Below are 21,150 nucleotides of genomic sequence, written 5' to 3'. Positions count from 1 at the left end.
TAGCATTCAAATATACAGGATAAACAGAACCACACATCAACTTGTTAAGCGAATACGGATGGAGGAAAAATATGGCCTCAGCAGAAGAAGTTTATAGAGAAGCGCAAGAACGATTACACAGGACTTTAGGTGCTTTCTTAATAGTTAAAGCATGGGAAATTGGTGTTGATTGCATAGCCATTCAAAGAAACAGCCTTTTAAAATTTTTGAAGTTAGAAAGAATGAAAAATATAAGAATTGACTGGCTTAAAGAGGATTTATCAGATTTTTTCCCACATCAGTGGGTTACATATTCATCTGACAGTGGAACATATGCAACCCTATATCTGTCTCGATTTGAAATCCCTGATAAAGGGAAAAAAGGGAGTATGACAGATAAAAAACGGATAGAAAAAATTTCAAATCTTGGTGTAAGGGCTTCAATTATAAAAGTTCCAAACGAAAAAGATATGATTTCATCGATGGCTTTGCTTAGTAATGGAATTCTAACACCGAAAAGCTTCGGCGCTTAACAATCGCTTGCACACGGAGCGGGCTACAGTGGCGCGGATTTGAACGCTGTCGTTTATCAACCTTTTTTATTATTCGGCGGTTTTTGTTGTGCGCCGCCCACCCGGTGAAGCGTGCGTTAGGGTGCGGCGCCTATACGCTACGTGGTGAGAGTTGAATAAGGGGGAGACAACTATGACAGACCAAGAATTCGCTGATGCCGTCTTTGAAAAGGCCAAGGACATGGGATTAACGATAACCTCTCATGGAAATCTCGAATGTCCGCACCAAAAGAACATCTCAAAGGATAAGCTTAAGAAACTCCACACTAAATACGGAAGCAATTCCCCAAATGCTTCATCGGAAGATCTCCAGAAATCTGGCATAGAATCGTGTTGTTTTAACTTATTCAGAAAGTTAGCGAAAGTAATCTATCCCTAGCTGCATCAAATGAAAACCATTTGGGTTAAGAAGCAATGAACATATATTTATCTGAGAGGAATCGCGCATGAGCTTGTACGCTGTAGTCACCTTTGACCTCGAAGGTTCTGATTGGAAAAGCTACGATTGTGTAAAAGAAGCACTGAGTGCTATTGGTATAAAGAAGACTATACAGAGGAAGGGTAGTACTCAAGAGGTCGATCTGCCACGGAATATGTTCGTCGGCAGATTCGAAGAAGAGCAATTCGAGAAATCTGGCATGCTACGAGATCACTTAAGAAAGGAAATTGAACGGGTTTTTGAAGCTTGCAGTGTTTCCGGTCCATACTTCGTATTCGTAGGAAAGAAATGGGCGTGGAGGAAGGGGACGGTAACGATGGAAGATGATGAATAGACAATAATTCCCAGTAAGTTCTTGCTCAGTTTGCCCTAACGAGCGGCTCAAGCGGACCCGGCGGCCATGTGGCATTTGGAAATCTCTGTCATAATCCGTTGCTCAGTGCCACTTCGGCCGGGCCGCTTAGCCTCATGTTGGACGAAGCCCTGGCGGGCGGATGGAGAGGGTTTCATTGCTTTTACCCAAGGGGCCAACATCGTGAAAGACTCACCCGATAAATCGGGTTCGTCAACAAATAAGATGAAGCTGACATCGGGGATTTTTTTTGGCTGTGCGGTCGCAGCTTATCTTAACGTTAGGCGCAATTGTAACACAAAAACCTAAAAATAATACGACCTAATAACCTAAAAATAGCTTGACACAAAAACCTAAAAACAATAAAGCTTGATAATCTAAAAATGACACATTACATATAGGTCAATAATGCCGACACCACAAGATAAGCTTGCAGAATCTCTCGCTGTTTTGAAAAAACTACAGGACGAAGGTATTGTTGCAATCCAAACAAAAAACATAACACGAACTCACCGGGAACGTCTTGTCAAAAACGGATTCATCAAAGAAGTGATGAAAGGATGGTATATTCCTGCCAGCCCTGAAGAGCGGACTGGAGAAAGTACTGCCTGGTATGCATCATTTTGGGGCTTTTGTGGTGATTATCTTAAATCAAGGTTTGGCAATCAATGGTGTCTTTCCCCTGAACAATCATTGAGCATTCATAGTGGGAACTGGAACGTACCGAATCAACTTCTTGTCCGCGCTCCAAAAGGCGGGAACAAGCCAATCTCTCTTCTTCATGAGACATCGATAATGGACGTTCGCCTGAACCTGCCGGACAAGAATGATATGGAAATCAAAGAAAACATACGAATGATGACCCTGACCGCTGCTCTGATTTCCTGTGCTCCCGGCTATTATTCAAATAATGCTATAGAGGCCCGCGCTGCACTTTCCATGATCTCTGATGCTTCTCAAATCCTGCACAAGCTCCTTGAAGGTGGGCATAGCACTGTAGCCGGAAGGCTTGCAGGAGCTTTCCGAAATATTGGGAAAAATGTTATTGCTGACAATATCATTGGCGCAATGAGAGATACGGGATACATCACTACGGAAAATGACCCCTTTGAAGAAAAGCCCGCTATTATTCTTCGTGAACGCGAGATTTCTCCGTACGTCAACCGAATACGGATGCTCTGGGCGGATATGCGCGGTATTGTCCTTGAAAACTTTCCGCAGGCGCCCTCATTAAACCAGAACACTGATGAATATCTTAAACATGTTGATGATATATATTTGACTGATGCCTATCATTCGCTTTCTATTGAAGGATATCATGTGAGTGAGGGGCTGATTGAACGTGTCCGCACAGGAAGCTGGGACCCAGAAATCAACCACAAAGATAAAGAGTACGCAAATGCCCTGGCTGCCCGTGGTTACTGGCAAGCTTTTCAGGCAGTGAAGAAAAGTTTGGAAAAAATTCTGAATAAAAGCTTGCCAGGTGCGGTGGTAAGTAAAGATCATTCCGTATGGTATAGAGAATTATTTGCCCCAAGTGTAAACGCTGGTCTTATATCTGCATCCGACCTTGCCGGATACCGAAATCAACCTGTCTATATTCGAAAATCAAGGCACATGCCACCCCGATACGAAGCTGTGCGAGATCTTATGCCTGCATTCTTCTCTCTATTAAACGATGAAGAAGAACCTTCTGTAAAAGCCGTTTTAGGTCACTTTTTCTTTGTATATATCCACCCTTATATTGATGGAAATGGTCGCATGGGAAGATTTCTGATGAATGTCATGTTGGCCAGTGGCGGCTATCCATGGACAGTCATTCCACTTGAAACCCGAAATGAATACATGGCCACCTTGGAAGAAGCAAGCGTAAAAAAGAATATAAAACCGTTTTCCAGGTTTTTAGCTGAACTTGTCCAAAAAGGGATAACGACTGTTCAACAAGCCAAATGAAGCGGATGATACCGCTTATTTGGTGGTTGGGCATCTGGGCATCGGTTTTCGCAAACGATGATAAAAAGGAAATAGATGAATTTTATTCAGCAGCAGCATTTAATTATCAGTGTTGAAAAAGCAGGCCCTGATAAATTGGTCAAACAAAGCTTTCCTTTGCGATTTGGTAAATATTCAGAAATCAAAACGCCGGATTTTGAGTTTTGCTTTAATCTGAACGGTGAGATCAAATCTATTCGTGGACTTAAGCCTGACTGGCCGCATCCAGCCGAGCAATTTAAGCGGACAGCCGGAAATGATTGGATCTATTATACTGTTGGTGATAAAAGCGGCGATGATGGGATTATTTCCTGGATGGGGGAATATTATCTGCCTTGTTTGCCCTATTCCAGCAACCCGGTATGGGAAATTAAATATTTTTCCAATCCCGTGGTTATGAGTGCATTAGCAGAATGGTCTCAATTGTTTGCCAACCTGTATACGGCAAATTCAAAAGGATTGTACCCCCATGCAAAGGATCTTATAAAACGGATACTGGTCAACGATGAGCGGATTCTTTATGAACGTTCCCAGCATTTGAACAAGATTATCGGCGGCCGGGTTTCAGTACTTCCGCCTGATACCCGGCATGTAGATTATGATATCATTCCTTTGACCATTGCCGATGGATGCCTTTATCATTGCAAATTTTGCTGTGTTAAAACACAACAAAAATTTCAAATAAGATCAAAAGAGAATATCTATGAACAGCTTAGGGCTTTGAAAGATCATTTTGGTGACGATTTAGTCAATTATCATGCTCTATTCCTTGCCAATCATGACGCCCTTGCCGCAGGTGAGAATTTAATTTGTTTTGCTGCAGAAGAGGCATATCAGGCATTTGGATTTAGACAGCGCATGGATCAAAAGCCGTTTTTGTATCTCTTTGGCAGTGTTGGATCGTTCTTAGAGGCGAAGCCGGCATTGTTTGAACATTTGAATCGATTACCCTTTTACACTTATATTAATATTGGATTTGAATCCATTGATTCAGAGACCCTCTCCCTGATCGGTAAGCCGATTACTTCTGAACAGGTAAAAGAAGCCTTTGAAAAAATGATAGAAATCAATGCGGCCTTTGATCAAATAGAAGTCACTGGAAATTTCGTCGCAGGAGACAATTTATCACCTGAGCATGAACGCTCCTTGGCGGACCTTTTAAAATATGCCGATTCTAAAAAACAATCAAAAGGGGCAGTGTATATATCACCGCTAAAGGAAACTTCCAAGAAGAGAGAACTTCTGCCACGATTTTACAAAATAAAAGAGGAAAGCCGCCTGCCGGTATTTGTTTATCTGATCCAGCGATTGTAACTCCTTTCCATCATCCCTATATATGGTTGTTGATTGAATTCTGTAGAGAAAATTCTGTCTGATTTATGCCTGACATGAAGGAACAGATGTTGTCGTTATTGAGTCCGATAATAGAAAAAGGCATTTCATTAAACTCTTTTTAAAGTCGATTGTAATACTTTCAAATTGTAGCGTTGACCAAGTGAGATATGGTGAAATTCCATCAGCTTATGTCGCATTGAAATATACTGAAAATGGCATGGCATTTCCAAATCTTCTTGAGTACGAGGCGCATACAAGGCGATCGCCAGATATATAAAAAATAACTTGATAATCTAATCCACGGGACCTGATCTGAAATGGCAAAAGAATTTTTAGTGGACGAGCCCTTTGTCTATTATTGCTGTCCAGATCTGATTTACAAAAAATGGGCAATTCCATCAAAATGTTTGCAAACACTTTCCCTGATGCGTTTGACTGTCTGATCCTGTTATTTGTAAAATGCTGCCAGCCGGTCCGGCGGAACCCCGAGATGATACAACAGCCGGATCAGCCAGTTGCGAAGGGTGCAGGCTGCGATCCCTTCTTTGTTCCACCGCCGGGAGGATGTGACGGATTTTTGTTTCAGGATATGGATGCGGCGGCCCTGCTTTCTGATCCGGGTCATCAGTTCCAGGTCCTCCATGATGGGAATCTCCATAAATCCGCCCACCCGGTCAAAACAGTCTTTTCTGATAAAAATGCTCTGATCCCCATAAGGCACCCGGGTCAGCCGGGACCTGAGATTGGCGAACCATTCAATGATCTTCAAAAAAATCCGGTCATCGTCAATCCCCAGAGAAAACGCGCCGCCCATCAGGTCCGGGTTTCCGGAAAGCAGATCTGTTATCAACTGCGGGGCATCTTTCGGCAACAAGGTGTCGGCATGCAGAAACAGCAGAATCTCTTTTTTGGCCATGGCAGCGCCGTGGTTCATCTGCCTGGCCCGGCCTTTGCCGGAATGGATCGTTTTGACCTGGGGCAGGGCAACGGCTGCAAGGGTATCGCCTGCAGGGCTGCCGTCCACCACAATGATTTCATGGGCCGGTGCGGGAAAAACAGCCTGCACAGTTTTCAGAAACGCGTGAATGGTTTTGGCTTCCTGAAATACGGGCACGATGACGGAAATGTTCATATCCCGGGCCGCCTTATCCGGTTTCACGGGGATCAGATTTGACAAACAGCCCGGTTTCCGCAGAAACAGCCGTCAGATCCGCCAGGGTATCGATGTCTCTCATGGCTTTCAGCAAACACACCCTGCGCCGGGCTGCCGCCAGTTTCTCCAGGGTGATGTCCAGCACATTGGCCGTGCTCCAGGGGATATCATCAAACATGTCAGGAAAAAAATGATCCTTTGTCATGGCCACCAGGTAATACCCCCCGTCCAGGGCCGGTCCGATCACCACATCGCACGCCCCGGTCTTTTGCGCGGCCGCTTCAATGACGGCACCCGGCAGATGGGGCAGATCACTGCCCATCAGAATAACCCGGTCAAACCCAAGGGCAAAGCTCTGTTCAAACGCATCCTGCATTTTATGGCCTAAGTCCGCGCCCTTTTGGATCATAAAACCAACCCCGTTGCCGAGCCATTCCTGATAATCAGACACAAGATGATCCGGATGACAGCTGATCACCACGTCAAAGCCCGTTGACCGGCAGGTGGCCAGCAGGGTTCTGACAAATCCGCAGTACAGCTCCGAGGCTTTTTTCATGCCGATCTGCCTGCCGAGCCGGGTTTTGACCGATCCGGCCCGGGGATATTTTACCATGACAACAATGGCCGTTTTGTTATTCATTGTGAATTTCCGGGCAGTCCGGCAAACCGGTTTTATTTTCATTTCCACTCGATTTCGTCATAAAACACCCATAAACCGAATACCGGCCCCTGTCAACCCATGTCCCAAGGTTGCATTGATGGATACCATGTTTCCTGCACCTTTGAATTTTGAATCTGGACAGACCGCCCTGTTCTGGTATAGTTCCCTATTGGATGACAACAATGAACGGCACACATAACAGGAAAATATCATGATCCATATCAATATCCCCGGTGCAGGGGAAAAACAGATCCATCATCTGGTTTTTGATTATAACGGCACCATTGCCATAGACGGGGTCCTGATCCCGGGGGTCAGAGAAGCGCTCCAATCGTTGTCCGGCCGGGTGGCCTGCCATGTCATCACAGCGGACACCTTCGGGTTTGTCACCCAGCAGGTGTCAGACATCGATTGTGACGTGGTGATCATCTCTCCCGGGGACCAGGCCCGGCAAAAGCAGCAGTTTATTGCTGCGCTTGGGGCGGACCAGACCCTGTGCGCGGGCAACGGGGTCAATGATGTGCTCATGCTCAAACAGGCCGCCATCGGCATTGCCGTGCTCCAGGAAGAAGGCCTGGCCGCAGGCGCGCTGGCTGCCGCCGATCTGGTGGTCAAAGATATTCTGGACGTTTTTGCCCTGCTGGACACACGGGAACGGATCATGGCCACCCTGAGAAACTGATCGATGCAATGCCTGCTGGAGGATGCCAATTGAACAAAATTTTAATCGTTGATGATGAGCTCAATATCTGCAACGGCTGCAAACTGATCCTTATTGAAGAAGGATATGATGTGGACACTGCCATGAACGGCAGCGAAGCACTTGAAAAACTTTTCGAACAAAACTATGACCTGGTTCTTCTGGATATCCGGCTGCCGGACATCAGCGGCATCGACATATTAAAGCAGATCAATGAAAAGCGGCTGGATTGCTTTGTGATCATCATGACGGGTCACGGTACCGTTGAAAATGCCGTGGATGCGATGAAAAACGGGGCGTTCGACTATATTACCAAACCCTTTGATGATAAAGAGATCATCAAAGCCACGGCCAAAGCCCTGGAAAACCGGACCCTGGCCCGGGAAAACGAGATGCTGAAAAAGCAGCTCTATGACCGGTTCAGTTTTGACAATATTGTGGGAGAAAACCATCAGATCAAAGAAATTTTTGACAAAATCCAGCGCGTGGCTGCCCTGGACAGCACCGTGCTTTTGGATGGAGAAAGCGGCACGGGCAAAGAACTGTTTGCCAATGCCATTCATGCCCATAGCAAACGGGCGGGAAACCGGTTTCTGGCCATGGACTGCAATACTTTTTCTCCCGCCTTGATGGAAAGTGAATTGTTCGGCCATGTCAAAGGGGCATTTACCGGTGCCGATAAAACCAGGCCCGGCATCTTTGAAATTGCCTCGGAAGGAACCCTGTTTCTGGATGAAATTGCCAACCTGGACATGAACATTCAGTCAAAACTGCTCAGGGTCCTGGAAAACGGCGAATTCAAAGCCATTGGCTCGGGAAAGGTGCAAAAGACCCGGGCCAGGATCATCGTGGCCACCAACATGGATTTGAAAAAACGGGTGGCAGAGAAAAAATTCCGCCAGGATCTGTTCTACCGCTTAAATGTATTTCCCATCTATATCCCGCCCCTGAGAGCCAGAAAGGATGATATCCCCAAACTGGCCTACCATTTTTTAAAACGCTTTTCCCGTGAGACGGGCAAACAGATATCCGGATTTTCCGATGATGCCCTGGAAATGATGGTGAATTTTGAGTGGCCCGGAAATGTGCGGCAGTTGAAAAACGTGGTGGAGCGCCTGGTGATCATGTCCGATACCCGTCAGCTGAGCAGGGGCTTTTTATCCGACCATCTAGAGATCAAACGAAAGGGAGGGGTGCCCGACATTCAGACTCCCAAAACCCTTGACGAGCTGAAAGCAGCCAAAAAGAAATTTTTAAAGGTCTATTTCGGAAAAATTGAGGCGGCTTTTCTGTCCCAGGCCATATCCCGGGCCGACGGGAATATCACTCTGGCTGCTAAAAACGCCGGCATGCAGCGGTCAAATTTTTCGGCAATGATGAAAAAACACGGCATTGTGGCCGACAAATCATCTGACTGACCCGGCATATATTTTTTTATATAATGTATATTTTTTTATACATATCGTTCCTGCCTTCCTGTTCCCCGGCCTGGTCAAGCTCTCCAGTTATATTGTATAATTAATTATACGAAACACCCCTGTCTATAAAAACCGCCCCTCGTACCATCATCAAACAAATCTATCGTAACATATTTATTTTATTGGTCTTTTTAAAGATAAGCTGTTTTTACGACCTGGTGGCACGTTATATGCTCTTTAAAGGCACAGGACAACAACCAATGAAATAAAAGGAGTAAGATATGACCGCGTTAAAAGAAATGAAATCAGACAGCCGTATCGATGTCGTTCATCCCCACATCCTGGTGATGGAAGATGACCTCAATGTGGCCAAAGGCCTGAAAATGATCATGGATGAACAAGGCTATGATGTGGACCTGGCGGGAACGGGTTCCGGTGCGCTGGATGCCATCGGGCAATATGATTACGACCTGCTGATGGCAGATCTGCGACTCCCGGATATTGACGGGATGCAGGTGGTCAAACGGCTCAAGGAAACCAAGCCGGAAACTGAAGTGATCGTGATGACCGGATATGCCACCAGTTCACTGGCCGTCGAGGCCATGAAACTGGGTGCCCGGGATTTCATTGCCAAACCGTTTACCGAAGATCAGATCCGTTCAGCCATTACAGCCGCGTTGAAAAAAGATGCGCAAAAACAACGGGTGCTCAAACAGGGCCTGGATGCATCTTACAACACCTCCATCCAGAAAAGGGAAGTGCTCAAAGTGCTGAACCGGACAACGGAAGATGAAAAATTCTGGATTCGGCTCATGGAAAACAGCAGTGAAGCCCTGAAGGAATATACCCTGGATTCTGCGGCAAAAGCCGCCATTGCCTCCGGAGATCTTCACTGGATGCATGAAAATATCGGCGAACTGACCCAGAAACAGTTGATGTTTATTTACAAGCGCCTTGAACGGGAAGCCTGGTAACAGATGATGGAAAATCGGTTCTTGTGTTAACCTTAACTTTAATGAAATGAGCCTTATGACTGATTTAAAGCAATTTAAAATATTTTATCGATCATTCAGGGAAGTTTCCAAACTCGTTCACTCCAGAACTGAAACAGACATGAATGAGCTGGTGCGGCTCATTGTGACCAGTGCCTCCCGGGGGTTGAACGCCATGGGTGCCATTTTGTGCATTTTAAATAAAAAAACGGAGCGGTATGAGATTCAGACGTCCTATGGCATTGATGAAAAATACCTGGCCCTGGAATCGTTGAGCGAGGAAAAATTTTTCCCCTGGCCCGACAACGATAAAAAGATTCACATTATCACGGATATCATGAATGCCCCCCAGGTCAAATATCCCAAAGAAGCCAGGGAAATCGGGATCCGGATGATGCTGGACATCCCGTTAACATACGATAATATCGTGTTCGGCTTCATCCGGACCTATTTCGGGGAACAGAAAGACTTTTCAGAAGACGAGCTGGATTTTATCGCTGCCGTGACTGAACAGCTGGCCTGCGCCATTAAACACAATGACCGGATTAAATTTCATATCATCCGATACAACAAGCTGGCCACCAAAATCGACCGGCTGTCCTCACTGGGCAGGATGGCGGCGGGGATCGCCCATGAAATAAACAACCCTTTGACCGGTATTCTGCTTTACAGCTCCAACCTGTTTAAAAAGGCTGACCCCAAAGGGCCGTTCAAGGAAGGGCTGGAAATTATCATGCAGGAAACCCAGCGGTGCAAGAACACCATCCAGGGGCTGCTGGATTTTTCCAGAGAAAAGAAACCTGAAAAAAAAGATGCCAACGTGAATGAAGTGATCGAAAGATCACTGGTCTTGATGGATAACGAATTTCACATCAAACGGATCCAGATCAAAAAAAGGCTGGATCCTGATATGGTTAATTTCCTGGTGGATGACAACCAGATTGAGCAGGTGATTATCAATCTGCTGCTCAATTCGGTTCATGCCATCGATGAAAAGGGAATTATCAGTATCACCACAAAAATGGATACAGAAAGAAACCTGGCCGTGATTGAAATACAGGACAATGGATATGGGATCCCCAAAGGCAAGTTGAAAAGAATATTCGAACCTTTTTACACCACCAAATCTGAAGGAACCGGGCTGGGCCTGGCCGTAAGTTACGGAATCATAAGAAATCATCAGGGCTATATTGAAGTGTTGAGTGAACCTGGAACCGGCACACTGATTACCATTGAACTTCCCATTCAGAACGACAAAAGCAAACAAACACGAAAGGCTGATGATGCGATCCAAAAAAATACTCATCATTGATGATGAAAATGTAATCTGTAAGGGATGTGCCATGATTTTAAGCGAGATGGGGTACCGGTGCGATCAATCGCTGTCCGGTGCCGACGGGCTTAAACGCGTGATGGAAGATTCCTATGATGTCCTGCTTTTAGATATGAAACTCAAAGACATGGACGGAATGAAAATTCTTGAAAAGGTAAAAAAAGCCAAACCGGCAATCTATGTGATCGTCATCACGGGGTATTCAACGGTTCAGAATGCGGTCAAGGCCATGAAACTCGGGGCCAATGACTATATTTCAAAACCGTTCAACGAAGATGACATCATCATTGCCGTAAGACATGCCTTTCAGACAATCGATGACTATGAAACAACAACGCAATGACACAATGGACAATCATATGACTATTGAAAAAATAACAAAAAACAGCCTCCAGGGATCAGTCATGGTTGTTGGCGGCGGTATTTCGGGAATGCAGGCGGCACTGGATCTGGCAGACTCCGGGTTTTATGTATACCTGGTGGAAAGATCACCGGCCATTGGCGGAAAAATGTCCCAGCTGGACAAGACCTTTCCCACCAATGACTGTGCCATGTGAATTATTTCACCCAAACTGGTCGAGGTCGGCCGGCATGCGAATATTGAACTGTTAACGCTAACCCAAGTCACGAAGGTGTCCGGGATCCAGGGAAATTTCAAGGTCTCTTTAACGGAAAATCCCCGGTACATTGACATGGACAAGTGCATTGCCTGCGGGCTGTGTGCGGAAAAATGCCCCAAAAAAGTGGATGACGAATACAATGAAGGCTTAGGCAAAAGGAAAGCCATTTATGTGCCGTATTCCCAGGCCGTTCCTTTGAAATATGCCATTGATGATACCATTTGTCTGAAATTGACCAAAAACCGGTGCGGCAACTGTGAAAAGGTCTGCCCTTCCGGTGCCATCAATTTTGCAGACAAGGCAAAAGAAAAGACCCTGAACGTCGGATCCATCATTCTGGCCATGGGATTTGAATCCTTTGACCCTTCCGGAATCGATTCCCTGGGGTTCGGGCAGCACCCGGACATTGTCACATCCATGGGATTTGAACGGATACTGTCTGCGACCGGGCCTTTTGGCGGGCATTTGTGCCTGCCGTCGGATAAAGACCATGAAAAAGCCCCTGAAAAGATCGCCTGGCTCCAGTGCGTGGGCTCCAGGGATCAAAACCGGTGCAGCAATGCCTATTGTTCATCCGTCTGCTGCATGTACGCCGTCAAGCAGGCCGTGATGGCCCGGGAGCACAGCCATGATCCTTTGGACTGTGCGATTTTTTACATGGACATGCGGACCCATGGCAAGGATTTTGACCGGTACATGGAAGGGGCCAAGAAAAACGGGGTCCGGTTCATCCAGTCCCGGGTTCACTCGGTGGTACCAAGCCTGGATCACCAGGGAATCGAAATGAGATTTATTGATCAGGACGGGACCATTCAAAACGAAAATTTTGATATCGTGGTCCTGTCCACGGGGCTCCAGATCAGTGCCTCCTGTGTGGACCTGGCAAAGACCATGAACATTGCACTGGATCACGGCAATTTCGTTAAAACGGACAGTTTTAATCCCGTGTCCACTTCCGTGCCGGGCATATACGCATGCGGGGTGTTTACCGGACCCAAAGACATTCCCCAGTCCGTCATGGAAGCCAGTTCTGCGGCTGCGGCCGCCACGGAATACATCTCTTCGGCACGCCATACCCGGACAAAAGAGATCGTGATCCCCGAAGAACGGGACACGGAATATGAATTACCAAAAATCGGCGTGTTTGTTTGTAACTGCGGGACCAATATCGGCGGCGTGATCGATGTGCCTGACGTGGTTGCCTATGCACGGACCCTGCCCGGGGTCACTTATGCGGAAGAAAATCTGTTTACCTGCTCACAGGATACCCAGGACAAAATGGCCCAGGTGATCAAAGAAAAGAAGCTGAACCGCGTGGTTGTGGCGGCCTGCTCCCCGAAAACCCATGAGCCGCTGTTTCGTCAGACCCTGATCAATGCGGGCCTGAACAAGCATTTACTGGAGATGGCCAACATCCGGAATCACGATTCCTGGGTCCATGCCAGTGAACCGGCCCGGGCCACGCAAAAAGCCAAACACCTGGTCCGCATGGCTGTCTCCAAAAGCATGCTGCTCAATTCACTGTTTGAAACCCAACTGCCCGTCACCCAGTCCGCCCTGGTGGTGGGCGGGGGCATCGCCGGCATGACGGCGGCTCTGTCTCTGGCCCGCCAGGGGTTTCCCGTATCTTTGGTGGAACGGGAACAAAACCTGGGCGGCAATGCCAGAAAACTCTTTCATACCTATATGGATGAAGATATCCCCGGCCAGGTGAAAGCCATGATCCACCAGGTCAATGACCATCCCATGATCCACACGTACCTGGGTGCCGTGATTGAGCATCTGGACGGGTTTGTGGGAAATTTCAACACCACACTGGCCACCCCGGAATCAAAGGTGACCATTGATCACGGCGTGGCCATTTTAGCCACGGGGGCCGTGGAAGCCAAACCGGATGAATACCTGTATGGCAACCATGATGCCGTGATGACACATCTGGAATTTGACGGCCGGCTGAACAAAAAGGATCCCATGCTTGACGCCGCAGAAGACATCGCATTTATCCAGTGCGTCGGCTCCAGGGAAGAGGCCCATCCCTATTGTTCAAAAGTCTGCTGCACCCATTCCATTCACTCGGCCGTGGAAGTGAAAAAACGCAATCCCAATGCCAATGTCTATATTTTTTACCGGGATATCCGGACCTATGGAAAGCGGGAGCTGATTTACAAGCAGGCCAGGGACATGGGGATCCTGTTTTTCAGGTATGATCTGGAAAGCAAACCCCAGGTAACCCCCAGCGGCACGGGGGTGAACATCCGGATTTTGGATCATATCCTGAAAATACCCGTATCCATTGATGTGGACATCCTCTGCCTGGCATCACGCATCGAAGCCCGGGACAATCAGTCCCTGGCCCAGGCATTCAAAATAACCTGTGACAGTGACGGATGGATGCTGGAAGCCCACCAGAAACTGCGCCCCGTGGATTTTGCCACGGACGGGGTATTTTTGTGCGGCATGGCCCATTATCCCAAGCCCATTGACGAGAATATCGCCCAGGCCAAAGCCGCCGCGTCCCGGGCCATCACCACGTTGGCCAGATCCAGCATCAGTGTCGGCGGTGTGGTATCCCGGGTCAATGAAAAATTGTGCTCCGGGTGTCAGGGATGTATTGAGGTGTGTCCGTATAACGCCATCCAAATGGATGAAAAAAAACATGTGGTCAATATCAATGCGGCCCTGTGTAAAGGATGCGGTGCCTGTGCCGCGGCATGTCCATCCGAGGCCCTGACCCTGGAAGGGTTTAACAATGAGCAGATTTATGCCCAGATTAAAAGCGCCATGGGCGCATAAATGATAAAGGAATCAATCCAGTGAAAACAGATATATTTGAACCCAAAATTATTGCCTTTATGTGTAACTGGTGTACCTATGGGGCAGCCGATCTGGCCGGGGTATCCCGGCTGGAATACCCGCCCAATATCATACCCGTGCGGGTGATGTGTTCGGCATCCGTTTCCCCCCATCACATTCTCAGAGCCTTTCAAAACAATGTGGACGGCGTTCTGGTGGGCGGATGACATATCGGTGACTGTCATTACCTGTATGGTAATCACATGACGTTAAAGCGCATCGCTTTTGTTCAGGAACTGTTGAAATTCATGGGGCTGGAAGGCCGGCTTCACCTGGAATGGATCTCTTCCGCCGAAGCCCAGAAATATGTGGATGTGGTGACAAAATTCACTGAAAAAATCCGGAACATGGGCCCCAACCCGCTGCGGGCCATCAATGAGATGAAAAAGGCAGGTTAAAATATGGATATGGTAAAAGCGGCAAAAGAGCTCCTGTTGCAGGACAGGGTGGACATCTTCCTGGGATATCGCAAACTGGACGGCCACCAGATTCCCCACGGGTTTACAAAAGCGCATGTAGACGATCTGGACCAGCTTGAAATCAGCCTCAACCGGTATCCTCTGGAAAAAATCGCCTGTGATCTGGCCCAGAAGGACCCGACACTGAAAATCGGTATCCTGACCCGGGACTGCAGCCAGCGGGCATTGAATCTGTTGTACATCTGGGATCAGCTGAACCCGGAAAATATTGAAACTTTGACGGTTAACTGCTGCCCGTCTTCATTGTCAACCCACGGGGACTGTTCCTATCTCAAACCGAAAACCACGGGTGAATATAAAAAAGCCCACGGGATCGACTATAATGACAGCCCAAAGGATTTTATGGCAGAGCATGATTCCCAAGACCGCTTGTCCCGGTGGATGTATGAGTTTCAAAAATGCATCAAATGCTATGGATGCCGGAATGTCTGTCCCGTCTGTTTCTGCAAGGAATGCAGCCTGGAGCATCCGAACCTGGTCGAGCCGGGTGTGCTCCCGCCCGAGGTGCCGATTTTCCATTTGATCCGGGCCACCCACATGGCCGGGCGGTGCATTGACTGCGGTCTGTGCGAAGACGCCTGCCCGGCACATATTCCTTTGCGCATGCTGTACCGGGAAGTCAACGATGCCGTGTTCGATATCTTCGGGTACGTGCCCGGAGATCATATTGAAAAATCACCCTTTTCCATTATCGGAAAAACAGTTGAACTGACACCTGCACCTATGGATGTTTAATACGAGGAGATCGATCATGGACTGTGAATTTGTACCTTCAGTCTGTTCATATTGCGGCACGGGCTGCGGGGTCCTGTTTGAAGTCATTGACGGCAGGATCAACCGCACGCTGCCATTAAAATCCCATCCCGTAAACCAGGGGAAACTGTGTATTAAAGGATGGAACCTGCATGAATACATCAACAGCTATATGCGGCTGAAAGGCCCGCTGGTCAGAGAAAATGGCCGCCTGGAAAAAGCCACCTGGGATGAAGCAGTGAATCAGGCGGCCCGCCGGTTCACCCGAATTAAAGAAGAACACGGCCCGGATTCAATCGGGGTCCTGGTGTCTGCCAAGATTACCAATGAAGAAAATTATCTGGCCCAGAAATTGACACGCGCCGTGATCGGCACCAATAATGTGGATCACTGCGCCCGGCTGTGACATTCTTCCACAGTGGCAGGTCTTGCCGCTGCTTTCGGAAGCGGGGCCATGACCAACTCCATTGCGGAGTTTGAGCATGATTCCAAAGCCATTTTTGTGATCGGATCCAATACCACGGCCTGTCATCCCCTGATTGCCAGCCGGATTATCCAAGCGAAGGAAAACGGAGCCAAACTGATTGTGGCGGATCCCCGCAACATTCAGCTGGCAAGGCTGGCAGACCTGTCCGTGAACCACCGGCTGGGATCGGATGTGGCACTGCTCAACGGCATGATGCATGTCATCATCCAGAATCAATGGCACCATCCCGATTATATTGCAGACCGGTGTGAGGACTTTGATGCATTCAAGGCCGTCATTGACACGTACACCCCAAAGCGGGTGTCTGACATCACGGGGGTGGACCCTGAAGATATCATCCGCATGGCTGAACTGTATTCCCAAAACTCTCCGGCCGCGTTGCTGTATGCCATGGGCATTACCCAGCACACCACGGGTGTGGACAACGTCAAGTCCTGCTGCAACCTGGCCATGCTCTGCGGCAATGTCGGTGTCAAAGGCGGCGGGATCAATCCTTTGCGCGGCCAGAACAATGTCCAGGGTGCCTGTGACATGGGCGGGCTGCCCAACGTGTTTACGGGGTATCAGCCCGTATCTGATCCGGGTGTCAATAAAAAATTCTCCGATGCCTGGGGCGTGGAACTGTCCAGCACCCCGGGCCTGACCATCACGGATATGATCGAGGCCATTGATCAGAAAAAAATCAAGGCCATGTATATCATCGGCGAAAATCCCAAACTCAGCGACCCGGACTGGAACCATCTGAATCATGCCCTGAAAAAACTGGAATTTCTCCTGGTGCAGGATATTTTCCTGTCCGAGACGGCCCAGTCAGCGGATGTGATCTTTGCCTCGGCCGCCTTAGGCGAACGGGACGGCACCTTTACCAACACGGAACGCCGCTGTATGCGGGCCCGAAAAGCCCAGGACCCCGTCGGCAACACGCTGCCGGACTGGCAAATCATTTCACGGTTGTCTTCGGCCATGGGATATGCCATGGATTATGATTCGGCAGAAGAAATCTTTGATGAAATCACGGGACTCACAGAAAAAAGCTACGGCGGCATGACCTATGAGCGCTTAGGCATCAACGGGTTGCAATGGCCCTGTCCAAGCAAAGATCATCCCGGCACCCCGTATCTGCACAAGGAAACCTTTGCCCGGGGCAAAGGAAAGTTTCATGCGATTGAATACAAGGATCCCGCGGAACTGGCCTGTGAAGAATACCCCTTTTTGCTGACAACAGGACGGATGTTCGCCCATTTCCACACCGGCACCATGACCCGGGTGTCCCGGCATCTGGATGTGGAACAGAAAACCGGATATGTGGAGATCCATCCGGATGATGCCATGAGAATCAAGGTAAAATCAAATGATCCCGTGCTGTTGACCTCCCGCAGAGGACAGATGGAGGTGCCGGCACGGATCACCACGGATGTCATGCCCGGTAATCTGTTTTTACCCATCCATTTCGGGGAAAATCCGACCAATATCCTGACCAGCTCCAATGCATTTGATCCGCTGGCCAAGATTCCGGAATTCAAGGTAGGGGCCGTCAGAATTGAACGTTTGATCCAATAATATGAATCAAAAAGGCCGTTGCTGATACCCTGAGCCGGCGGATCCATAGATCCGATCTGTGTGACCCCGCCGGCCTCCGGTTAACGCCTATTTTTCAACGGTCACGGGGGTGTATCCTTTGGGCAGGTGAGCCGTTCCCAATACACAGGGCAGTTCGGCGGCCCGGGCAATGTCTTGGGCAATTTTTTCAATATGGTCGCAAAATCCGCCCTGACTGTTGTCCCAGCCCTTTTCTGTTTTTTTTGCAAAGCTGCATGTACAAAGGTGAATGACGTCAGCGCCCTTTGACTTTAAAATTTTACCTAAGTTTGCAACATTGTCCCCCGGGCATCTGCAGGTAAATACCCCGGCCGGGGTGCATTCATCATAGGCGCTGAAGCCCTGGGCCCCACTCATCATCGTATTAAAACAACTGGTCAGGGGACATGTTTTTTCATTTTTTTCGCATCGGATAATCCCAATTCTGGTCATCTGAACCTCCTGGTTATTCATCTGAATCAATCATCAAAATAATGGGTCGAAAATTTTTTCGATAAAAAAGAGAGCAAGGTTTATACCAGAAGGAAATATTAAATAATGACAGATACTTACACACCTGGAACCGAATTAACCGTCTATAATTCTCCTTAAATGGTCGCAAAAATGCATCGAAAAACAACGACCGCTGTTTGAGATCCGGCACTGTTTTATTCTAACATATTGAAATAATATCAAAATAAAGATAAGCAGCATGATCACGACTCTGGCACAGGGATTGCTTTGACAGTTGGGCCATGACTAAAGGATTTCTGATGAACTGAACTGTATGAGAGATAAAGGAGAATTTGATGCGCGTTACAGATCTGTACACGAACAAAAAAAATGTCATTTCCATGGAATTTTTCCCTCCCAGGAACGAAGCGGCCACAGAGAAGTTCAGTGCCACTGTGGATACCCTGGCGGACCTCTCCCCTGATTACCTGTCTGTCACCTTCGGGGCCGGCGGATCCACCCGGGATGGGTCCTATCAGACGGTAAAAGATCTGGTTCAATCAAAAAAACTGCCCACGGTGGCCTATATTGCCGGGTACGGCCTGGGGCCGGATGAGATCTGCCGGGTTCTGGATGCCTATGAGGCCCTGGGGGTGGAGACCATTTTTGTAATCCGGGGAGACAAACCTGCCGATGAAACGTTTACCCCCCATCCCAACAGTTTTCCCTATGCCGGTGAGATGATCCATTTCATTAAATCCCGTTACGGATTTACTCTGGGGTGTGCCGGTTACCCTGAGGGACATCTGGAGGCCGAAAGTCTGGACAGCGACATCAGACATCTCAAGGAAAAGGTCGACGCAGGGGCTGAGTATGTAGTGTGTCAATATTTTTACGACAACCGCTTCTTCTTTGACTTTGTGGACAAATGCCGGGACCAGGGTATCCAGGTACCCATTCTTCCGGGGATTATGCCGGTATACACGGTCAAATTAACCCGGATGCTGTCCAGGGTCTGCGGCTCTACCGTCCCTGCCTGGCTGGATAAAAAATTATCGGCTCTGGCCCCGGAGGATAAGGCAGGAGCGGCTCAGCTGGGTGTTGAAGTTGCCACGGATCAATGCCGCAAACTTCTGGAAAAAGGGGTGGACGGCCTCCATTTCTACACCATGAACCGGGCAAAAAACACCACGGAAATTATAAAACAGCTCAAACGGGAAAATGCCATGTAAATTGGGTTGTAAAAAATTGAAAATCCATCCAGTGCCATTTTTCTTTTGATCCGCCACCGGAAGGGCGGCCCCATAGGCCCCGGGCGATCTCTTTGCAGTCTTCGCCCCGGGCAATCAGGCCATTCACGGCAAATCAAATCATCTTCATTGACAAAACTGATAATAACGACTTCAGGTATAATCAGTCGATACTGATCACATCCACTGCCACGCTAAGCTGATGGCGCCCGCCGCCCAGGACCATGCCCTTCACCGGGGTCACATCACTGTAATCCCTACCCCATGCCAAGGTCAGGTGCTGGTCAAACGGCATGACATTGTAGGTGGGATTCAGGTCCACCCATCCTGTGCCGGGCAGATAAACGACAAACCAGGCATGGGAGGCTTCCGCGCCTTTCAACCTTTCTTTTCCCGGTGGCGGCTGGGTGTGGAGATACCCGCTCACATACCGCGCCGGCAGTCCCAAGGAGCGCAGGCAGGCAATGGCGATGTGGGCGAAAGGGTGAGGGTATGTTCCATGCAGCGCTGGACCGGTGTCTGTCTGGGTGTCAGAAACAGCTCATTATGGGAAAGTGAAGCGATTTCCTGTATGATAACGGGTGACATGGGACACCTGATATTTCATGAAATCTGCCATCCATGATGGGGCTCTGCTTTCGGACGGATATCTTCCATGGAAGCAGATCATCAAGCGCATCCGAATCAAAGGAGATGCGCATCTGCTGTTCTGTCTCGATGCGGCTCAGATAGTGCTGGATAATCTGGTCCCCCAGAGCCTGGATCCCTTTTTTCAAGCGCTTCAGAAGCTGGTAAAGCCGTGGCAACTCTCCTGCCGGATTCATTTCCATGAGATGGGAAATGTCCGTGAGACGTAGCTGTGTGGTCAGATCCAAGGTGATCTTCTCCTCTTTTGTCCGGAAAGGCGCAGGGTGTTTCCGGGAAGTGCCTCCACATGTTCGGACAGCCTGGCCATCTAAAACCCTGTGGATCTGGGTTCAGCAATATCAGCTTCTACTCACAGGCCTTTTTGGGTGGTGATATTTGAAATCAGATTAACGATTGTTCCCAAACTATCCAATGGCCGCCCACGCCAGTTCTTGCTCATGAAAGAAAACATTTGATACTCGATTTTGTTCCATTTGCCTGTCCCGGGTTTACCGAATTGATGCCCGGACCAAAAAAGAAAAGATGACACCGGATGATCGGCTGGTCTGGCATAAGGAGCACAGCTGTCCCCTGATAGCGGATCTTAAGTCCTGGCTGGACCGCCAGAAAGATGAGAATCTGGTGGAACCGAACTCCGGACTCGGTAAGGCGATCACCTATATGAACAATCACTGGACCAAATTGACACGGTTTCTGGAGGTTCCGGGAGCACCGTTGGATTACAATATCTGTGAACGAAGCTTGAAACGCTGCATCCAGCACCGGAAAAATTCACTGTTCTATAAAACCGAACATGGTGCCTACATCGGGGATATGTTCATGAGTCTGATCCATGCCTGCAATCTGATGTGTGTCAATCCCTTTGATTATCTGGTCACGCTGATAAAAAATTCATTGGTACTTTTCAAAGATCCTTCCAAATGGATGCCCTGGAATTATAAGGCAAACGAATCGTAGATCCATCTTGACGGCCGGGGGAGACCAAAAGAGCCACCCCCAGCTGGAAAAATTTTTGTTACACACGCCTGCCGAAGGGACACGAAAAAACGACAATTTACTTGACATATACCATGATTGACGTTGAGAGGTTCCCCACGTAATTC

At 48.4% G+C, this 21,150-nt stretch carries 21 protein-coding genes and 1 pseudogene; 16 read left to right on the top strand and 6 right to left on the bottom strand.

Annotation, left to right across the window (positions count from 1 at the left end):
• Nucleotides 1–71 precede the first annotated feature (71 nt).
• The 4 genes from K365_RS0103070 to K365_RS0103050 all read left to right on the top strand — a co-directional run bounded on the left by K365_RS0103070 (nucleotide 72) and on the right by K365_RS0103050 (nucleotide 4,648).
• A complete protein-coding gene (locus K365_RS0103070) occupies nucleotides 72–512 on the top strand; it encodes a hypothetical protein (RefSeq protein ID WP_024333457.1) in 441 nt (146 codons plus the stop codon).
• A 485-nt stretch (nucleotides 513–997) separates the two neighbouring features.
• Complete coding sequence (locus tag K365_RS0103060) at nucleotides 998–1,324, top strand: hypothetical protein (protein ID WP_024333455.1); 327 nt, start codon at nucleotides 998–1,000, stop codon at nucleotides 1,322–1,324.
• Nucleotides 1,325–1,750: 426 nt separating this feature from the next.
• A complete protein-coding gene (locus K365_RS0103055) occupies nucleotides 1,751–3,295 on the top strand; it encodes a Fic family protein (protein WP_024333454.1) in 1,545 nt (514 codons plus the stop codon).
• Nucleotides 3,296–3,370: 75 nt separating this feature from the next.
• A complete protein-coding gene (locus K365_RS0103050; protein ID WP_024333453.1) occupies nucleotides 3,371–4,648 on the top strand; it encodes a radical SAM protein in 1,278 nt (425 codons plus the stop codon).
• A 469-nt stretch (nucleotides 4,649–5,117) separates the two neighbouring features.
• Here the strand turns inward: K365_RS0103050 and K365_RS0103045 are convergent, their stop codons facing one another.
• Complete coding sequence (locus tag K365_RS0103045) at nucleotides 5,118–5,801, bottom strand: TIGR04283 family arsenosugar biosynthesis glycosyltransferase (RefSeq protein ID WP_024333452.1); 684 nt, start codon at nucleotides 5,799–5,801, stop codon at nucleotides 5,118–5,120.
• Nucleotides 5,802–5,814: 13 nt separating this feature from the next.
• Nucleotides 5,815–6,462 (bottom strand): TIGR04282 family arsenosugar biosynthesis glycosyltransferase, encoded by a 648-nt coding sequence (locus K365_RS0103040; RefSeq protein WP_024333451.1) that lies wholly within the window; start codon nucleotides 6,460–6,462, stop codon nucleotides 5,815–5,817.
• Nucleotides 6,463–6,694: 232 nt separating this feature from the next.
• On the opposite strand from K365_RS0103040, the gene K365_RS0103035 reads away from it, so the two are divergent.
• The 9 genes from K365_RS0103035 to fdhF all read left to right on the top strand — a co-directional run bounded on the left by K365_RS0103035 (nucleotide 6,695) and on the right by fdhF (nucleotide 17,678).
• Entirely contained in the window at nucleotides 6,695–7,165 is a 471-nt protein-coding gene (locus tag K365_RS0103035; protein ID WP_024333450.1) for an HAD family hydrolase, read from the top strand.
• Between the two features lie 29 nt (nucleotides 7,166–7,194).
• Nucleotides 7,195–8,601 carry a sigma-54-dependent transcriptional regulator gene (locus tag K365_RS0103030; protein ID WP_024333449.1) on the top strand — a complete coding sequence of 469 codons (1,407 nt, stop codon included), beginning with the start codon at nucleotides 7,195–7,197 and terminating at the stop codon, nucleotides 8,599–8,601.
• Between the two features lie 281 nt (nucleotides 8,602–8,882).
• Entirely contained in the window at nucleotides 8,883–9,575 is a 693-nt protein-coding gene (locus K365_RS0103025) for a response regulator (protein ID WP_024333448.1), read from the top strand.
• Between the two features lie 55 nt (nucleotides 9,576–9,630).
• A complete protein-coding gene (locus K365_RS0103020; RefSeq protein WP_024333447.1) occupies nucleotides 9,631–10,905 on the top strand; it encodes a GAF domain-containing sensor histidine kinase in 1,275 nt (424 codons plus the stop codon).
• Complete coding sequence (locus K365_RS0103015) at nucleotides 10,874–11,269, top strand: response regulator (protein ID WP_245569132.1); 396 nt, start codon at nucleotides 10,874–10,876, stop codon at nucleotides 11,267–11,269. The genes K365_RS0103020 and K365_RS0103015 overlap by 32 nt, the downstream gene beginning before the upstream one ends.
• 22 nt (nucleotides 11,270–11,291) lie before the next feature.
• Complete coding sequence (locus tag K365_RS0103005) at nucleotides 11,292–14,339, top strand: FAD-dependent oxidoreductase (protein ID WP_492207307.1); 3,048 nt, start codon at nucleotides 11,292–11,294, stop codon at nucleotides 14,337–14,339.
• A 59-nt stretch (nucleotides 14,340–14,398) separates the two neighbouring features.
• The gene (locus tag K365_RS25520; protein WP_152427556.1) at nucleotides 14,399–14,797 is read left to right on the top strand and encodes a hydrogenase iron-sulfur subunit; all 399 of its coding nucleotides are present in this window, start codon (nucleotides 14,399–14,401) and stop codon (nucleotides 14,795–14,797) included.
• A 3-nt stretch (nucleotides 14,798–14,800) separates the two neighbouring features.
• Nucleotides 14,801–15,613 (top strand): 4Fe-4S binding protein, encoded by an 813-nt coding sequence (locus K365_RS0102995; RefSeq protein ID WP_024333443.1) that lies wholly within the window; start codon nucleotides 14,801–14,803, stop codon nucleotides 15,611–15,613.
• 16 nt (nucleotides 15,614–15,629) lie between these two features.
• Complete coding sequence (gene fdhF / locus K365_RS0102985) at nucleotides 15,630–17,678, top strand: formate dehydrogenase subunit alpha (RefSeq protein ID WP_084489719.1); 2,049 nt, start codon at nucleotides 15,630–15,632, stop codon at nucleotides 17,676–17,678.
• A gap of 87 nt (nucleotides 17,679–17,765) precedes the next feature.
• Here fdhF and K365_RS0102980 read toward each other — a convergent pair whose 3' ends face one another.
• The gene (locus K365_RS0102980) at nucleotides 17,766–18,149 is read right to left on the bottom strand and encodes a CGGC domain-containing protein (protein WP_006964102.1); all 384 of its coding nucleotides are present in this window, start codon (nucleotides 18,147–18,149) and stop codon (nucleotides 17,766–17,768) included.
• 356 nt (nucleotides 18,150–18,505) lie between these two features.
• Here K365_RS0102980 and metF point away from each other — a divergent pair, with 356 nt between their 5' ends.
• Nucleotides 18,506–19,381, top strand: a complete 876-nt coding sequence (gene metF / locus K365_RS0102975; RefSeq protein ID WP_024333441.1) for a methylenetetrahydrofolate reductase [NAD(P)H] — start codon at nucleotides 18,506–18,508, stop codon at nucleotides 19,379–19,381.
• A gap of 181 nt (nucleotides 19,382–19,562) precedes the next feature.
• Here metF and K365_RS0102970 read toward each other — a convergent pair whose 3' ends face one another.
• Entirely contained in the window at nucleotides 19,563–19,826 is a 264-nt protein-coding gene (locus K365_RS0102970) for a transglutaminase-like domain-containing protein (protein WP_024333440.1), read from the bottom strand.
• Nucleotides 19,823–19,987, bottom strand: coding sequence for a transglutaminase N-terminal domain-containing protein (locus K365_RS27820; protein WP_156887671.1), 165 nt, complete (start codon nucleotides 19,985–19,987; stop codon nucleotides 19,823–19,825). Before K365_RS27820 ends, K365_RS0102970 begins: the two co-directional genes overlap by 4 nt.
• Before the next feature lie 17 nt (nucleotides 19,988–20,004).
• On the opposite strand from K365_RS27820, the gene K365_RS0102965 reads away from it, so the two are divergent.
• Nucleotides 20,005–20,256, top strand: a complete 252-nt coding sequence (locus K365_RS0102965; RefSeq protein WP_024333439.1) for a hypothetical protein — start codon at nucleotides 20,005–20,007, stop codon at nucleotides 20,254–20,256.
• A 143-nt stretch (nucleotides 20,257–20,399) separates the two neighbouring features.
• Here K365_RS0102965 and K365_RS27090 read toward each other — a convergent pair.
• Nucleotides 20,400–20,534, bottom strand: a pseudogene (locus tag K365_RS27090) (ISAzo13-like element transposase-related protein); the annotation flags it as partial.
• 35 nt (nucleotides 20,535–20,569) lie between these two features.
• On the opposite strand from K365_RS27090, the gene K365_RS0102960 reads away from it, so the two are divergent.
• The gene (locus tag K365_RS0102960; RefSeq protein ID WP_024333438.1) at nucleotides 20,570–21,004 is read left to right on the top strand and encodes an IS66 family transposase; all 435 of its coding nucleotides are present in this window, start codon (nucleotides 20,570–20,572) and stop codon (nucleotides 21,002–21,004) included.
• Nucleotides 21,005–21,150 lie beyond the last annotated feature (146 nt).

The sequence above is a fragment of the Desulfotignum balticum DSM 7044 genome (genome assembly GCF_000421285.1).
Lineage (GTDB): Bacteria > Desulfobacterota > Desulfobacteria > Desulfobacterales > Desulfobacteraceae > Desulfotignum > Desulfotignum balticum.
Note: the sequence above shows the minus strand (reverse complement) of the source record. Positions and strands in the feature narration are given on the sequence as shown.

Coding starts and splice junctions, on each gene's coding strand:
- K365_RS0102965 (WP_024333439.1), top strand. CDS start 20,005: ATGAAATCTGCCATCCATGATGGGGCTCTGCTTTCGGACGGATATCTT.
- K365_RS0103060 (WP_024333455.1), top strand. CDS start 998: ATGAGCTTGTACGCTGTAGTCACCTTTGACCTCGAAGGTTCTGATTGG.
- K365_RS0102960 (WP_024333438.1), top strand. CDS start 20,570: ATGACACCGGATGATCGGCTGGTCTGGCATAAGGAGCACAGCTGTCCC.
- K365_RS0102995 (WP_024333443.1), top strand. CDS start 14,801: ATGGATATGGTAAAAGCGGCAAAAGAGCTCCTGTTGCAGGACAGGGTG.
- K365_RS0103055 (WP_024333454.1), top strand. CDS start 1,751: ATGCCGACACCACAAGATAAGCTTGCAGAATCTCTCGCTGTTTTGAAA.
- K365_RS0103035 (WP_024333450.1), top strand. CDS start 6,695: ATGATCCATATCAATATCCCCGGTGCAGGGGAAAAACAGATCCATCAT.
- K365_RS0103020 (WP_024333447.1), top strand. CDS start 9,631: ATGACTGATTTAAAGCAATTTAAAATATTTTATCGATCATTCAGGGAA.
- K365_RS0103040 (WP_024333451.1), bottom strand. CDS start 6,462: ATGAATAACAAAACGGCCATTGTTGTCATGGTAAAATATCCCCGGGCC.
- K365_RS0103025 (WP_024333448.1), top strand. CDS start 8,883: ATGACCGCGTTAAAAGAAATGAAATCAGACAGCCGTATCGATGTCGTT.
- K365_RS0103070 (WP_024333457.1), top strand. CDS start 72: ATGGCCTCAGCAGAAGAAGTTTATAGAGAAGCGCAAGAACGATTACAC.
- K365_RS0102980 (WP_006964102.1), bottom strand. CDS start 18,149: ATGACCAGAATTGGGATTATCCGATGCGAAAAAAATGAAAAAACATGT.
- K365_RS0103015 (WP_245569132.1), top strand. CDS start 10,874: ATGATGCGATCCAAAAAAATACTCATCATTGATGATGAAAATGTAATC.
- K365_RS27820 (WP_156887671.1), bottom strand. CDS start 19,987: ATGTCACCCGTTATCATACAGGAAATCGCTTCACTTTCCCATAATGAG.
- metF (WP_024333441.1), top strand. CDS start 18,506: ATGCGCGTTACAGATCTGTACACGAACAAAAAAAATGTCATTTCCATG.
- K365_RS0103050 (WP_024333453.1), top strand. CDS start 3,371: ATGAATTTTATTCAGCAGCAGCATTTAATTATCAGTGTTGAAAAAGCA.
- K365_RS0103045 (WP_024333452.1), bottom strand. CDS start 5,801: ATGAACATTTCCGTCATCGTGCCCGTATTTCAGGAAGCCAAAACCATT.